At 47.2% G+C, this 15,748-nt stretch carries 12 protein-coding genes; all 12 read left to right on the top strand.

What is annotated here, in order from left to right:
* Positions 1-147 precede the first annotated feature (147 nt).
* The 12 genes from POF51_RS03780 to POF51_RS03725 all read left to right on the top strand — a co-directional run bounded on the left by POF51_RS03780 (position 148) and on the right by POF51_RS03725 (position 15,745).
* Entirely contained in the window at positions 148-3,012 is a 2,865-nt protein-coding gene (locus tag POF51_RS03780; protein WP_271753942.1) for a WIAG-tail domain, read from the top strand.
* 216 nt (positions 3,013-3,228) lie between these two features.
* A complete protein-coding gene (asnS, locus tag POF51_RS03775; protein WP_069845303.1) occupies positions 3,229-4,518 on the top strand; it encodes an asparagine--tRNA ligase in 1,290 nt (429 codons plus the stop codon).
* A 119-nt stretch (positions 4,519-4,637) separates the two neighbouring features.
* Positions 4,638-5,321, top strand: coding sequence for a DnaD domain-containing protein (locus POF51_RS03770; protein ID WP_069845302.1), 684 nt, complete (start codon positions 4,638-4,640; stop codon positions 5,319-5,321).
* Between the two features lie 105 nt (positions 5,322-5,426).
* Positions 5,427-5,849: a hypothetical protein gene (locus POF51_RS03765; protein WP_069845301.1), complete on the top strand. Its 423-nt coding sequence runs from the start codon at positions 5,427-5,429 to the stop codon at positions 5,847-5,849.
* Complete coding sequence (locus POF51_RS03760) at positions 5,830-7,002, top strand: glycosyltransferase family 4 protein (protein ID WP_069845300.1); 1,173 nt, start codon at positions 5,830-5,832, stop codon at positions 7,000-7,002. Before POF51_RS03765 ends, POF51_RS03760 begins: the two co-directional genes overlap by 20 nt.
* A gap of 122 nt (positions 7,003-7,124) precedes the next feature.
* Positions 7,125-8,171 (top strand): glucose-1-phosphate thymidylyltransferase, encoded by a 1,047-nt coding sequence (locus POF51_RS03755; RefSeq protein WP_069845299.1) that lies wholly within the window; start codon positions 7,125-7,127, stop codon positions 8,169-8,171.
* Complete coding sequence (locus POF51_RS03750) at positions 8,168-8,971, top strand: glycosyltransferase family 2 protein (protein WP_069845298.1); 804 nt, start codon at positions 8,168-8,170, stop codon at positions 8,969-8,971. Before POF51_RS03755 ends, POF51_RS03750 begins: the two co-directional genes overlap by 4 nt.
* Complete coding sequence (locus POF51_RS03745) at positions 8,968-9,918, top strand: NAD-dependent epimerase/dehydratase family protein (protein ID WP_069845297.1); 951 nt, start codon at positions 8,968-8,970, stop codon at positions 9,916-9,918. The genes POF51_RS03750 and POF51_RS03745 overlap by 4 nt, the downstream gene beginning before the upstream one ends.
* A gap of 26 nt (positions 9,919-9,944) precedes the next feature.
* The gene (locus POF51_RS03740) at positions 9,945-11,018 is read left to right on the top strand and encodes a glycosyltransferase (RefSeq protein WP_069845296.1); all 1,074 of its coding nucleotides are present in this window, start codon (positions 9,945-9,947) and stop codon (positions 11,016-11,018) included.
* A gap of 12 nt (positions 11,019-11,030) precedes the next feature.
* Positions 11,031-12,317: a UDP-glucose dehydrogenase family protein gene (locus POF51_RS03735; protein WP_106835959.1), complete on the top strand. Its 1,287-nt coding sequence runs from the start codon at positions 11,031-11,033 to the stop codon at positions 12,315-12,317.
* 97 nt (positions 12,318-12,414) lie between these two features.
* Positions 12,415-14,274: an oligoendopeptidase F gene (gene pepF / locus POF51_RS03730; protein ID WP_069845294.1), complete on the top strand. Its 1,860-nt coding sequence runs from the start codon at positions 12,415-12,417 to the stop codon at positions 14,272-14,274.
* 247 nt (positions 14,275-14,521) lie between these two features.
* Positions 14,522-15,745 (top strand): efflux RND transporter periplasmic adaptor subunit, encoded by a 1,224-nt coding sequence (locus POF51_RS03725; RefSeq protein WP_069845293.1) that lies wholly within the window; start codon positions 14,522-14,524, stop codon positions 15,743-15,745.
* Positions 15,746-15,748: the final 3 nt, after the last annotated feature.

Below are 15,748 nucleotides of genomic sequence, written 5' to 3'. Positions count from 1 at the left end.
GAGTTGGCCAAGCAGGTTTTTTTGTGTTGGCTGGAAACTTAGGCCAATAAGGATGAAACAATTTTGTAGACACGGTGCCAAATAGGGAAATGGATGAATATCCTACAAGAGTGATACGGGAATGAAATCAGGAGGCAAGGAGACCCTATGGCCAATGTGAACCGGCGAAAAGCAAACAAAAGTCTGAGCAAAACCTTTAGGCAGACCATGCACGAGTTACCGCTCTCATATACATCATCACCCGATCGGGAGTGGATGGAAGACCTCGAATTAAATCTGCTTGAAAGTAATTTGGAGAGCGATCAGAGAATACCTCCCCTCTCTGCTGCCACACCGAAAGAGCAACAACAACCGATTCCCAAAGTACCCAAGCAGGACCTATCCTCCAAACAGGACTCGTTTTCCAGACAGGATTCAACTTCCAGGCAGGATTCAACTTCCAGGCAGGATACAACTTCCAGACAGGTTTCAACTTCCAGGCAGGATGCAACTTCCAGACAGGATACAACTTCCAGACAGGTTTCAAATTCCAAGCAGGATACAACTTCCAGACAGGTTTCAAATTCCAGACAGGATACAACTTTCAAACAGGATGCATCTTCCAAACAAAGCTCAACTGCCAATCCGAACTTTTATTCGAAGGTCATCAAAGACCGAAATGATGATCGTGTCCAATCATTTGTCTATACAGACGACTTGACAGATCAATCAGTGACAACTGAAAAAATTGCGAACCGTGCCATTGACTCGTCCAAGATTAAGCAAGGCGCCGTGGATAATTCGATTTTGAAGGATTATGCCGTGGACAGCAGCAAACTCGCGGACATGAGCGTAACCTCCACCAAAATCGCACCGCATGCGATACTGAGGGATCATCTGGGGCGGGGAATCGTAGACGGTGAGCATTTGCAGGATTATTCGATATCCGCGCAAAAATTGATCAACCATAGCATTACGTCGGAGAAGTTAGCTGATAAAACCATCGACTCCATGAAATTTGCCGACCACTCGATTCAGAGTAAGCATATTCAGGATCAAGCCATTACGAATGACTTGATCCAGGATCAATCGATTACCACGGAAAAAATAAAAATGGGATCCATTCAAACAAGTAACCTAGCCAATTATGTGATCAACACAGTGAAGCTTGAGGATGGAGCAGTCACAGGAGATAAATTACGCGATGGAGCAGTTACTTCGACGAAGATAGACGAGGATGCAATTGAGTCTCAACATATCCGTGAAGGCTCCATTTACCGTCATCACCTCACTGAAGAGCTAATAGCTGGCAGTAATATTAGCGCTGGCAGCATCACGAATCATCACATCGCATTTCAGGCCATTTACAGCCAGCATTTACAGCCAGAAGCGGTGACCAGTGATAAAGTGGGGCCAAATGCGATTTCCACTGAGCATTTGAACAACAACAGTGTCACGACAGAAAAACTCGCCAAAGAATCAATCGGTAGTACACATTTACAAGCTGGCAGTGTCCTATCGAGCCACTTGCAAGACGGGATGCTGACGTCCAAAAAAATTGGGGATCAGCAGGTTACCACTGCCAAAATAGCCGACAAGGCTGTCACTATCGACAAATTGGCGAACAAGAGTGTAGGAGAGAAACACTTACTCGACGAGAGTGTGAGTTCACGACATCTGATTGACGGGTCCATTCGTTCAGAAAAGTTGGCAAGAAGATCTGTAGAAGAACATCATTTGGCTGACAGACTCATTGGGGGCAATCATCTACGCGAATACATCATCCACACGCAACACCTGCATGACCACTTGGTGACCACCTCAAAATTGGCGCCGGAATCTGTTTCCACAGACAAAATTTCAGATCTAAGCATTACGACAAGCAAAATTGGAGATGCCGTCATCACAGCCCCCAAAATAGCCAAAGATGCGATCAAGACACGCCATCTGGGCAGAGCAGCCGTCACAGGGGAAAAGATCGCCGAAAAAGCAATATCGTCTACACATCTCAACAGTCATATCATTCAAAATGAACATCTCCAGGGTAATTCCATTTCCAAGGAAAAATTACAGGAAGGCAGTGTCACCCGAGAGAAAATAGCTGACCAGAGCATTGATGCGAGCAAGCTAGATAGCCATTCGATTCATGGTGCTCATGTCATTAAAGGCAGCTTGGATGGAACTCATATTATGGAGGGGACGCTCAAAGGAAATCATCTTGTTACCAGAAGCATAACAGAACAGCATCTGCAAAACCGGATTATTACGCAGGAAAAACTGGCAGAGGACTCCGTGACCGGTTCCAAAATTGCGCCCAAAGCTGTCTCTACGCTTCACATTGAGAATGAGTCGATTACGGCTGAGAAGCTGAGCTTTCCGGTCATTGAAACGCATAATCACGTAGGAGTAACCTTTCAACAATACGGTTTCGTCCCATTCAGACTTTCTGCCACGAGCAAGTCCACAGATGTGACCGTTCGTTTGCCACAGCCATATGCGGATACACATTATTGTATGGTGGCGATGACAAATCAACCGGGGATATATACGTCGCTCAAATACACCAAGAGGACTTCAGCGATCATCACCGTGTTTCGCAATCAAGAGGGTCAAGAAGCGACTGGTGTGATTCACTGGATCGCGATTGGAGAAAAAGGAGTAGGTGTCCCACACGAAATATTGGAATGGTCAACGGAGAGGGATCAACTGGAGACAGAAGAAGTCGACGAAGATCAGATCGAGGAAGATCAAGACATGGATGATGAAGACATGGATGATGAAGACATGGATGATGAAGATACCGATGATGAAGATACCGATGATGAAGATACCGATGACGAAGATACCGATGACGAAGATACCGATGATGAAGACACGGATTATGAAGATACGGACGATGAAGACATGGAAGATGAGGACATGGACGAGGATGACATGGACGAAGATGAAGAAGATACGGATGAAAGTGATCTCGAGCAAGATTATTATGAAAGTAGTGAAGAATACGATAGCGATATCGAGCATGATAAATAATTCGGTAGGAAACAACAATGGGGCGAGTGGATGATTCAGAAGCGGGGAGGCCGATGTAGAGATCAGGTCTCCCAAATGTACATTAGTTTACATAATTATTTTATGGTTAACATTATGCAAGGAGACTTTCATTGAATTTGCAGGCCCCCAATAGTATAATTATCAGGTATACTTAGTCTGTATTTGCGTGGCATGGTAAATGGAGGGAATCATTCAATGTTGACGACGATTGCCCGAATCGGGCAGCATGTTGGACAAGAAGTACGCCTGGGATGCTGGTTATACAACAAACGCAGCAGCGGCAAGATTCAATTTTTGCAGCTCCGCGACGGCTCCGGCTTCATCCAAGGTGTAGTAGTAAAAGCGGAAGTAGCGGAAGAAGTGTGGGAGAATGCATCGCAGCTCACACAAGAAAGCTCACTTTACATAACCGGTGTAGTTCGTGCGGATGACCGCGCACCAAGCGGTTACGAACTGACAGTAACAGGTGTGGAAATTATTCAGATCGCCCAGGAGTATCCGATTTCCTTGAAGGAACACGGTGTTGACTTCCTCATGGACCATCGCCACCTGTGGCTGCGTTCTCCACGTCAGCGTGCAGTCATGGCTGTGCGTTCCGAGGTGATTCGCGCCATGTATGAGTTCTTCCACGAGAACGGTTTCGTAAAAGTAGATCCACCAATTTTGACACCGACCTCTGCGGAAGGTACCACCAATCTGTTCCATACCAAATATTTTGAGGAAGATGCGTATCTCTCGCAGTCCGGCCAGCTTTATATGGAAGCAGTTGCGATGGCGTTAGGTCGCGTTTACTCTTTCGGTCCAACTTTCCGTGCCGAGAAATCCAAGACACGTCGTCACTTGATCGAGTTCTGGATGATCGAGCCGGAGATGGCTTTCGTGGATCATGAAGAAAATCTGCGTATTCAGGAAGCGTTTGTTTCTCATGTGGTACAATCCGTATTGAAAAACTGTGTGCGCGAACTGAAAACGTTGGAGCGCGATACAACAAAACTGCAAAATGTAACAGGGGCGTTCCCACGCATCTCTTATGATGATGCGATCAAACTGTTGCAGGAAAAAGGTAGCGAGATCAAATGGGGAGACGACTTTGGGGCACCGGATGAGACGATGATTGCGGACCACTTCGACAAGCCTGTTTTCATCACTCATTATCCTACCGAAATCAAAGCTTTCTACATGAAGCCACACCCTGAACGTCCGGAAGTGGTTCTGTGCGCGGACATGATCGCACCAGAAGGCTACGGCGAAATCATCGGGGGTAGCCAGCGGATTGATGATCCAGAACTCTTGGAGAAACGTTTTGCTGAGCATGAGCTTTCAGAAGAGGCATATCGCTGGTATTTGGATCTGCGCAAATACGGTACAGTTCCTCACTCCGGCTTCGGTTTGGGTCTGGAGCGTACGATTGCATGGATTTGCGGTCTGGATCATGTGCGTGAAACCATTCCATTCCCACGCATGCTGAATCGTCTCTACCCATAAGTTCCTTTATCACTGAATGATCTACACCCTGTTGCGCGAGGGCAGCAGGGTGTTCCTATTGTTTGACAGCGCGTTTTACGCACTCCCTTGTTATTCCAACCCAGAGGTGAATATGCGTTATGGACTCCCATATATTGCAATTGTTGCAAGAAGGAGCAACATCCGTCTCCAACCTTCTTTTGAAAATGTATAAGCGTATGTCATTGACTGATGACGAGATGATGCTACTGATTCATCTGTTATCCTTTCAGCAGGAAGGGAATCGATTCCCGACCTTAACCGAGCTGGAGGAACGCATGTCCATGACGAGCAGGAAATTGATTCAATCTCTACAAAAGCTATTAAAAGAAGATTGGATTACGATAGATGAGTTTATCGATCCACAGACTGGCATGCGTCATGAGCAATACAATTTGACCCCTTTGTACAAAAAGCTGTACCAGACCTGGCGGGAGCAGCAAGCAGACCCGAGAAGCATGGAGCCCTTTATGGAAGTGGCCGTTTCTCTGGATGCCGAACCTGTTGCCATTTACGCTCGTTTTGAACAGGCATTTGGTCGCCCGTTAGCGCCATTTGAATTGGAGAACATCCACATGTGGACCGAACAGGACGGCTATCAGGAAGAATTGATATTGACCGCTTTGCGTGAGGCTGCAACGGTCGGCAAACTCCACATCCGCTATATTGACAGGATCTTGCTCGAATGGCAAAAGCAGCAGATTACAACCGTAGAACAAGCACGTCTTTACAGCTTGAACTTCCGTAGACAAGCAAATATGAGAGACCACGGGCAACCGCTTTGATTTCATCCAAATCAAGCGGTTTTTTCTATGTCACCGTACACGTACCCATTTTCCTTGTCTGTCATAACATATTACGTAGATGCAAGCTTCAGGAGGCGATGACTTGTGGAAAAACGAAAAAAATGGGATCTGTCTCATTGGGTAACGCCAGGTGTGTTTTCAGGAAGTTATGTCGTAGATGAGGCAGTTCAACGTATTTCAATCGTAAAAGCCAATGAAAAACAGGAAGAGGAAGTAACGGAAAACGTTCAAGAGTTGGTTGTAAAAACAACAGTAGAGCAGCCGAAGGAACTGGTCTTGGAGCCTACCTTCGAAATTATTATGAGAGAGACCGACGAGGTAGTCGTGGAACAGGTTCACAAGCTTGAACAAGAAGTGATGGAGCTGAAAGAGGCACTGGCTTCGTGGGAAGAAAGATGGGAGAAGCTTGAAGGGAACCATACTAAACAATTGCAGTACCTGTATCAAGTAGTTCTTTCACTGAAAAAGGAGTGGGAGATCGAGCGAAATGAACATCGCAATTATTAGTCCGGGTCCCTTTTCTGTACCACCGGTCAAAGGAAGCTCGGTCGAACACGATATTGACGAGGTTACAAAGATGATCGAGCCCATGCATAACGTGAAGATCTACACGCGTCAATGTGCGACCTATCCAACCTCATCCGTGGAAGAAAACCGGCAGTTTATTCGCGTCCCGTATAAAGGGCCAAAGCCTTATTTGCGCCGGATTATTAACCATATCAAAAAAAACAAGCCAGATGTCATCCTCGTGGAAAACAGACCGATCTATGTTCTTACATTAAAACGCCATTTTCCCAAGATCCCGGTCTTTGTGAATATGCACTCTCACGTGTATGGGTCACAGCCGATCATCAGCAAGGAAAATATGCGGCGTGCCGTTCGACTGGCAACAGGTTTTATTACGAACAGTGAATTTTTACGTCAACATTTTATTCGGACGTGCAAGATTCCTGCTAATAAAATTCATGCGGTTCACCTCGGAGTCGATGTCACTCCTTATCAGGTTGCAAAGATAGCGGTCAAAAAAATGCGCCAAGAACTCGGATTGAAGCCAGATGATCGCGTCTTGTTTTATGCCGGCAGACTCATGCGCGGAAAAGGGGTGCATGTGCTGATCAAAGCCTTTCGCCAGGTGAGCAAACAAGACCCGAAAGCCAAACTCGTCATTGTGGGCGGTACGGGATACGGCAGTAATCGCCTGAACCCGTATGTTCGAGAGCTCAAGCGACTTGCGAAGCCTTTGGGTAAAAAGGTACGTTTCGTCAATTTCGTACCATCCGCAAAAATGCCGCTTTACTATCAAATTGGGGATGTCGTGGCGACACCATCCGTTTGGAAAGAAGCGTTTTGCCGTGTCAATTTAGAGGCAATGGCTTCCGGAAAGCCCGTCATTTCCACTCCACGTGGTGGTATTCGTGAAGTCGTTGCCCACGAGAAAAGTGGCTTTATCATTCCGCCAAAAGATTGGGAAAAAGGATTGCCTGCTGTCTGGGAACTGTTGTGGAGTTCACCTGCTGTCCGGAATGAAATGGGCAAACAGGCCCTGCAACGAGCCAAGTTTTTTTCTTGGTACGCGACAGCGCAAGGCTATCTGAACTTGTTTGAAACAGTTGTTCCAACGCGAAGTGAAGAGAAACAACCGCTTTTAAAAACTGGTTAATTCGAACGGAAAGGATGTAGGTGGTTGCCTTTTCTTGCGCCAATGTGGACGTCTGCCCTGTCCAGCTATCCAGATACGCATACCTTATAAGTATCGCAGAGCACAACTGGGGAGTGATACTTGTGAAAGGGTTAATCTTGTGTGCTGGACGTGGGTCGCGACTGCACCCCTTTTCCTATTCGCAACCGAAAACCCTCCTCCCTGTGGCCAATCACCCGGTCTTACACTATTGCATTCGCAAACTGCGTGAAGTGGGCATTCAGGACATTGGCATCGTGATACATCCTTCTCAATCACAGATTCCTCCCATGGTGGGCGATGGTAGTCAATTCGGGGCTACCATTACGTTTATCAGGCAGGAGGTACGACTGGGAATTGCCCATGCTGTCCAGCTAGCGCAACCGTTTTTACAAGACGAACCGTTTATCTTGCTACTAGGTGATAATTTATTGATGGATTCGCTTCACGGACTTACAAAAGCGTTTACGAAGGGAAAATCTGACGGTGTCGTGATGCTAAGTAAAGTGGAGAGACCACAGGACTATGGGATCGCAGAAGTACAAAAAGGACGACTAATCTCTGTAGAGGAAAAGCCACGTCAGCCAAAGAGCAACCTGGCAGTGATTGGTGCATACCTGTTTACGCCACCTATTTTTGAGTCGATTGCTACCCTGCAGCCATCTCCCCGAGGCGAACTAGAAATAACGGATGCGATTCAATCGATGATTAATCGCGGATTCAAGTTGGCTCACTCCGTCACCAACGGAAAGTATTCGGATGTGGGAACCATCGATCGCTGGCTGGAGGCCAACCAGTGGATGCTTACGAGGGAGCTAGGCAATCAACATCAAATTGGCAAAGGAACCATAGTGAAAAATTCGAAGATTACGGGTCCGGTACTAATCGGTGATGATTGTGTGATTGAAAATTGTCAAATCGGACCGTACGTCTCGATCCAAAATGGCGTAAGCTTGAGAAATTGCTCGTATATCGAAAATAGTATCTTGCTGGAAAACAGCTCGCTGCAAGAAATCGCTTGGAAAATAACAAACAGCGTTTTCGGCCGCTCATCGATGTTGACGGGTCAATCTTCTAACAGTACAGGAGTCTTCATTGTAAGCGACAAATCGTCCATTTGCATTCCGGCTTTCAAGAGGGAGGACGTATGAATCCGACCTTTACTGTAGTTATTCCGACATACAATCGCGCCAAGTTTATTCGCAAAGCCATCAACAGCGTCTTGAATCAAACCTCAAAAGATTGGAAGCTGTTGATCATTGACGATGCGTCCACCGATCACACCAGAAGTAAAATTGAAAAATATATGTACCACCCAAACATTATGTATCATCGAATGGAACAAAATTCTGGAATCGGCAAAGTCATGAATCAGGCATTGTCCATGGTGGATACCCCTTATCTCGTACAACTCGACTCCGATGACTGGTTACCGAAACGAACGCTGTCAGTGCTCAAAAAGTACATTCACAAAAGCAAGAAAAGCACAGCTCTCTTCTATGGCAACATGAACATCTGGAAAGTTAGGAGCGGAAAGTATACCAAAACGATTAAGGTGAAGCATAAGACATTTCATAACAAATACCAGTTTCTGAAGTACAATCGCTGGATGGTTTCTCCACGTTGCTATCGTGTAGAAGCCCTGCACAAAGTGGGTGGTTGGGATACCTCGGATCGATACGAGGGAAGGATTATGGAGGACCGGCGAATCATTTTGCGATTAATTGAAAAGTATCGGGTGAGATACATCAACCAGATCCTGTACAACCGGACGAAGCATAAAGGTCAGCTCACAGACAGCAAGATGAAGTTCCGCCGTAATTATTTGCGAAAAAAAACATTCAAATTTTATCTGAAAAGGTGGGGTAAGAAGTACAAGGCCATCTATGGTTACAAGGAAGGTTATTTAGTCATTAAAAGGCTGAAGAAAGTGAGGCGTCGGAGGCGATGAAGAAAGCTCTTGTCACCGGCTGTGCAGGTTTTATTGGGTCTCATTTGACACAGCGCTTGTTGAACGATGGCGTGACAGTCATCGGGATAGACGGGTTTATCGATAACTACGATGTTGCTGCGAAACTGCGTAATCTGGCCGAAATAGGAAAACATCCTGCCTTCACCTTCCACTCTACAACGCTTCAGACTGGGCGCTGGGACATTTGGCTTGAGAATGTCGATGCTGTTTTCCATCTCGCTGCCTTGCCGGGCGTGAGAAACAGTTGGGGAAAGTCTTTTTCTGATTATGTTAGCCATAATATTTTGGCTACACAAGAATTGCTGGAGGCTTGCTTGCAAAGACCGAAGCCACCTGTCATCGTGGTTTCGTCCTCTTCCTCGGTTTACGGGACGATGCAAGGGACAGTAACCAATGAAAATGCGCCTCTTCGCCCAGTTTCCCCATATGGTGTGACCAAGGAAGCGATGGAGCAAATCTGCTCCGTTTATGTAAAAGCTTATGGACTCCCGGTTACCATGCTGCGCTACTTTACGGTATACGGTCCCAGACAACGTCCCGATATGGCTTTTCATCGTTTCTTTCGTCAAATGATGAAAGGCGAGCAGGTCGTCATCTATGGGGATGGCCAGCAATCACGAGACTTTACGTATGTGACAGACGCGGTAGAGGCGAATCTGCTCGCTGCACAGCATGCTGTTCCCGGTGACATTTTTAATGTGGGTGGCGATCGGGAAATCAAGCTCATCGATGTGCTATCCATCATGGGTACGTTAATGAATCTGACCCCTCGCATTACGTATCAAAATGGGCCGGCAGGTGACTCCTTACGAACCTGTGCGGATATCCAATTTGCCCAACAACGCTTGGGATACAAGCCAAAAGTGACGCTAGAAGAGGGCCTTAGCCATCAATTAGCAGAGATTCGTTCGCAATCGAAGGGGTAATACCCGTCATCAAGGAGGCCAGTTGCATGCATCGGGTCCTCGTTTATCGCAGAAAGTTTCTTCCCAAGAGTGAAACGTTCATTTACGAGCAATTGCTTGGACATCAAGTGGTCAAACCCGTGGTGTTAACCCGACAGCGAGCCTTTAACCGAAAACAATTTCCTTATTCGCCGGTCTATGTGCGCAAGCATATGGCCGGCCTCTCCACTTGGCTGCGACGAAAAAAAATTAAGTGCCTGCATGCCCGTTTTGGTCCTGCTGGATTAGAATTACTTCCTCATGCACAAAAAAGCAAGCTCCCTCTGATCACTTCCTTTCACGGTTTTGATGCCACCAAGCGCGTCAAAGAAAATCCATTGTACAGAAGGTCCCTCACGCGTCTCTTTCGAAAGGGCCATGCGTTTACAGTCGTGAGCAATCACATGAGAAAGAGATTGATTCATCTGGGCTGTCCCCCATCCAAAATTACCCTTATCCGCTCAGGAATTGATTTACGCAAATTTCCCATGCTGCCGCCACAGCCTGTGGAGAATGGGGAGTACCGATTGCTAAGCGTAGGGAGACTGACTGAAAAAAAGGGTATGGATACGTTAATCAAGGCGTTTACCCACGTGCAAAAAAAACATCCCAAGGCGAAGCTAATCATCGTCGGCGATGGAGAAGAAAAAAAGAAGCTCAAACGACTGATCAAGAAAAACAGGTTAGGCACACAAGTCGTACTCAAAGGAGCTCTGCCACATCGTGAAGTCCAGCGTGAACTGGCTAAGTGCCATTTGTTCATCATCGCATGTAAGACAGCGAGAAATGGCAACCAAGAGGGGATTCCTAATGTCATCATGGAAGCGATGGCTAGCGGACGCCCTGTCATTTCCACCTATCACGCGGGGATTCCGGAGCTGGTCGAAAACAAAGTGACCGGATATCTGGTTCCGGAGAAATCACCGACTGCACTCGGGAAAATGATAAATCGTGTACTAACAGATAGTCACGAGTGGGCACAGGTCACGACGGAGGCTCGACTGAAAGTAGAAAAAAACCACGATATCCATAAGCAACGGATGAGGCTAGAAGAGCTCTATTTACGTGTGTCGAAAAAATGATGAGGTGAAGGAATGAAAGTTGCAGTTATTGGGACCGGCTACGTAGGTTTGACGACTGCTGTCTCCCTTGCCATAAACGGTCATCAGGTGATCGGTATTGACCTCGTTGCGTCCAAAGTAGAAAAATTGCGGCAAGGGATCTCGCCGATTTACGAGCCAGGCTTAGAAGAGGCATTGAAAAAAGTATTGGATGATGGCGCGCTAGCTTTTTATACGGATCTCACAGAGGCGAAGGACGCAGAGATTTTTTTCATTTGTGTGGGGACACCTGAAGCAGCAGACGGCACAGCCGATTTAACGTATTTACTTGGGGCTGTTTCTGACATGGAAAAGGTCCATTCGCTCGCGCCGCAAGAACGCATCGTGGTAATCAAGAGTACCGTACCAGTCGGAACTGGCGAAAAAGTAGCGGGGATGCTGGCTGGCTGTCAAGGTGTATCTGTTGCATCCAACCCGGAGTTTTTACGGGAAGGGAGTGCATTATTGGACGCATTGGAGCCTTCGCGAATCGTCATTGGTGTAGATAGTCCTCAGGCAGCGGCTCGCATGGAGGAGCTGTACAATGGCGTGAAGGCACCGCGAGTAATCACCACCAGAGCAAACGCGGAGCTGATCAAATACGCTTCGAATGCATTTTTGGCAACCCGAATCTCCTTCATGAATGAGCTAGCACGGTTGAGTACCGCGCTCGGGACGGATATTGTGACGATCGCGCGAGGAATGGGACTGGACAGCCGAATCGGTCCGCAATTTTTACGGGCAGGAGTAGGCTATGGCGGTTCCTGTTTTCCGAAGGATACGATTGCGTTATTGCAGCTCGCAGCAGAGCACAATATTCACTTAAGCATTTTGGATAAAGTGCGAGAGGTGAATGCTACACAACCTGGCTGGTTTTTGGAGCAGTTATGCTTGCAACTCCCTGATCTGAAAGGCAAACAAATTGCCGTTTTGGGGTTGACGTTTAAACCGGATACGGATGACATCCGCGAAGCGCCTTCGCTCAAATTGATAGAATCACTTCTGCAAAAAGGCGCTTCCGTGAAGGCGTTCGATCCGATTGGAGCACCTGGTGTCAGCAAGCAGTTTCCACAGATCACGTACACGCAATCCGCGGCAGAAGCATGCGAGGGAGCACACGCCGCTCTATTGGTCACAGAATGGGAACAGTGTGTCCAACTGGATTGGAAACAGGTTCATCAAAGCATGGTGCAGCCGCTCTTGGTAGACGGACGAAATGCCTGGCCGAACCAGGAGGTAAAGGAAGCAGGCTTTCACTATATTGGAGTAGGGAGAAGCTGACTTTTCCATCACGGGAAAGCTCGGCTTTTTTTCTGTGGAAAACGTGAAAGCGCCTGATTGATTTGAACCTGTAGGCATAATGCGATAGGATACACATATGGATGATTTGACCATTTCATCTTACATAAATAACGAGGGAGTGATCACGGTGAATAAAAGCAAAACACTGCCGAAACGCAGTGACGTCCCCGCTGAATACAAATGGCGTCTTGAGGACATGTATCCCACTGATAATGATTGGGAAGCGGACGTACAAAAAGTAAAACAGCTCACAGAAAAAATCGCAGCAATGAAAGGCTCTCTAGCTACTTCCGGAAAACATTTGCTGGCCGTGTTGACTCTGCAAGATGAATTATTGAAGACGCTTGATCAAGTGTACGTCTATGCACGTATGCGTCGAGACGAAGACAATGCGAACAGCAAGTATCAAGGGCTGACTGACAGGGCGACCAGCCTCAGCACGCAAGTATATGGTTCCATTTCGTACATACAGCCAGAGATTTTGGCGATTTCCACGGAAGACTTGCAAACGTGGATCAAAGAAGTAGAAGGTCTTGAGCACTACCGCATTTTGTTGGAAGAGATAACTCGCTTCAAGCCACATACGCTGTCTGCCGAGGAAGAAGCATTGCTGGCAAATATGAGCGAACTTGTGTCTTCTCCTTCCAAAATTTTTGGGATGCTCAACAACGCTGACATGAAATTTCCGATGATCACGGATGAAAATGGCGAAGAAGTCGAGCTGACCAAGGGACGCTATACGCAGTTCATGGAAAGCAAAGATCGACGCGTGCGCAAAGAAGCATTCGAGGCGTTGTACAGCACGTATGGCAAGTTCCGCAATACAATCGCAGCTTCGTTGACATCTGCCATCAAAGGGGATGTTTTCTACGCACGGACGAGAAAATATCCGTCTGCCCTGTACGCAGCCTTGTTTGCCGATAATGTGGAGCTCCCTGTTTACGATAACCTGATTGCAACGATCCATGAGCATCTTCCGCTCATGCACAGATACATTGCTTTGCGCAAAAAATTATTGGGCGTAGATGAATTGCACATGTACGATTTGTACGTGCCAATCGTACCTGAGACGGACATGAAAATCCCGTATGATCAGGCTGTCTCAACGATTAAAGAAGCCCTTCATCCTCTGGGTGAGGAGTACGGTCGCATTTTGGAAGAAGGTTTTTCCAACGGTTGGATCGATGTGCATGAAAACGAAGGGAAGACAAGCGGAGCCTATTCATGGGGCGCCTTTACCTCACATCCATTTGTGCTCATGAACTACCATGACAATGTCAACAACATGTTTACGTTGGCGCATGAGATGGGGCATGCCTTGCATAGCTACTATTCCAATCACGCACAGCCTTACACGTATGCCGATTACAAGATTTTCGTAGCAGAAGTGGCTTCCACATTGAACGAAGCACTTCTGATGAATCATTTGCTCGAGACGACGACTGACAAGAAACAGCGCATGTACTTGATTAATCATTACCTGGAGCAGTTCCGTGGAACGGTATTCCGTCAAACCATGTTTGCTGAGTTTGAGAAAATTGTGCACGCAAAAGAAGAGCAGGGAGAGCCGCTGACATCGGAATCTCTCAGTACCATTTATCGTGAGCTCAATGTTGCCTATCACGGCCCGGATATGGTCGTAGACAGCGAGGTAGATTTGGAATGGGCGCGGATTCCTCATTTCTATCGAGGCTTCTATGTGTATAAGTACGCGACTGGCTTCTCTGCCGCGACGTCTCTTTCCAAGCAGATATTGGAGGAAGGCCAGCCAGCCGTGGATCGTTATTTGCAGTTCCTCAAGGGCGGTAGCTCAGATTATCCGCTCAATCTGCTTAAGGGCGCAGGCGTAGACATGACTTCGCCAACACCGATTGCAGAAGCATTAAGTGTATTCAAGGAATTGCTCGAAGAACTGGAACAACTGATCGAACAATAACATGGATCAAATCCAAAAGGCAGTTCAAGTCTATGACTTGGCTGCTTTTTTTGTAAATTTTTCTATAAAATCGTCCAATAAAAGGTAACTTTCCCAGTTTTCTTGCGTATTTATTTATGCGCTGGGAGGTGCTGGTCTCCGTCTCGGGGCGGATATGAATTTCCACCCGCTGACTGTTTTGCAGCAGAGGTAAAAACTGGCACAATTACGCCATGAGGAATGATTGTGAAAATTTGGAGGAATTCTTGTGAAAAAACGGGCATCGATTATTCTGGCTTCGGTAATGTTGGTCGCAGCAGGTTGTTCAGCACCAGCACCAGAGGCACCGCAGCAGACAGAGGCAAAGGCGAAGGTAGTAGAGGTTGTAAAGGTACAAAAAGCAACAAAGCCAGTGATGCTCGCGGTCACAGGGATGGTGGAAGCTAAGCGGGAAGCGGTACTGTCGTTTGGTACAGGCGGAACGATCTCAGCGATCTCCGCGACCAAAGGAGCAAAAATCGCGCAAGGTCAGTTATTGGCCACATTGGATACGCGTTACACCCAAAAAGAAATTGCAGCAGCACAGGGGCAAGTAGAGGAAGCAGCAGCGCGGAAAATCAAGACGTTAAAGGGCGCGACAGCAGAAGCACTTGAGCAGAAGCGTTTGCAGGTAAAAAGTGCGCAAGACAGTTTGGATAAAGCAAAGCAGGACCTCGCAACAAGTGAGAAGCTGTTTGCTGGCGGAGCCATTTCGCAAAACGAAATAAATGCAAGTAAACGGGCTGTTACGCAAGCAGAGATTACCCTGCGTGACGCTCAGCTGTCTCTGAATGAGCTGCAAAAAGGAGCGGAACCAGAAGATGTCATGGTCGCCAATGCATCGATTAAAGCCGCTGCCGGCGGTGTAGACCGTGCGAAGAAGAGCTTGGATGATGCGAAAATTCAGGCGCCATTCGCAGGAACAGTCGTGGATGTAAAGCTGCAAATCGGAGAGCAGGCTTCTCCAAGTCAAGAAATTATTCGTATTGTCGACTTGTCTGAAGTTAAAGTAACCTTGGATGTCTCCAATGAATTGATCGGCCAATTCCGTGAGAAAACAAAGGTGCAGGCTTTGGCGGACGATGGTAAGAAAAGTGAAGGAACCATTGCATTTATCTCTCCAGTTGTGAACAAGGATACAGGGAAGTACCGCGTCGAGATCACGATTCCGAATGCAGATGGTTACTGGCGTGGAGGAATGGCCGCAACAATTGAGGTGCCGCGCCAAGTGAATGGCTTCCTCGTGCCGCTGGAAAGTGTCGGCGTGAGTCAAACCGACCATTACGTGATGGCAGTAGAGAATGGACTGACAGTAAAAAAACCAGTGAAGACCGGTCAATTGGTCGGAGACTCCATCGAAATCGTATCTGGAGTGAAAGAAGGCGACCAGCTCCTGCGCAGTGGAATTACATTCTACGTCGAAGGGCAAAAAGTAGAGGCGAAGGGAGAATAGTTG

The sequence above is a fragment of the Brevibacillus sp. AG genome (assembly GCF_028369215.1).
In the GTDB taxonomy this organism is placed as follows: Bacteria; Bacillota; Bacilli; order Brevibacillales; family Brevibacillaceae; genus Brevibacillus; species Brevibacillus porteri.
Note: the sequence above shows the minus strand (reverse complement) of the source record. Positions and strands in the feature narration are given on the sequence as shown.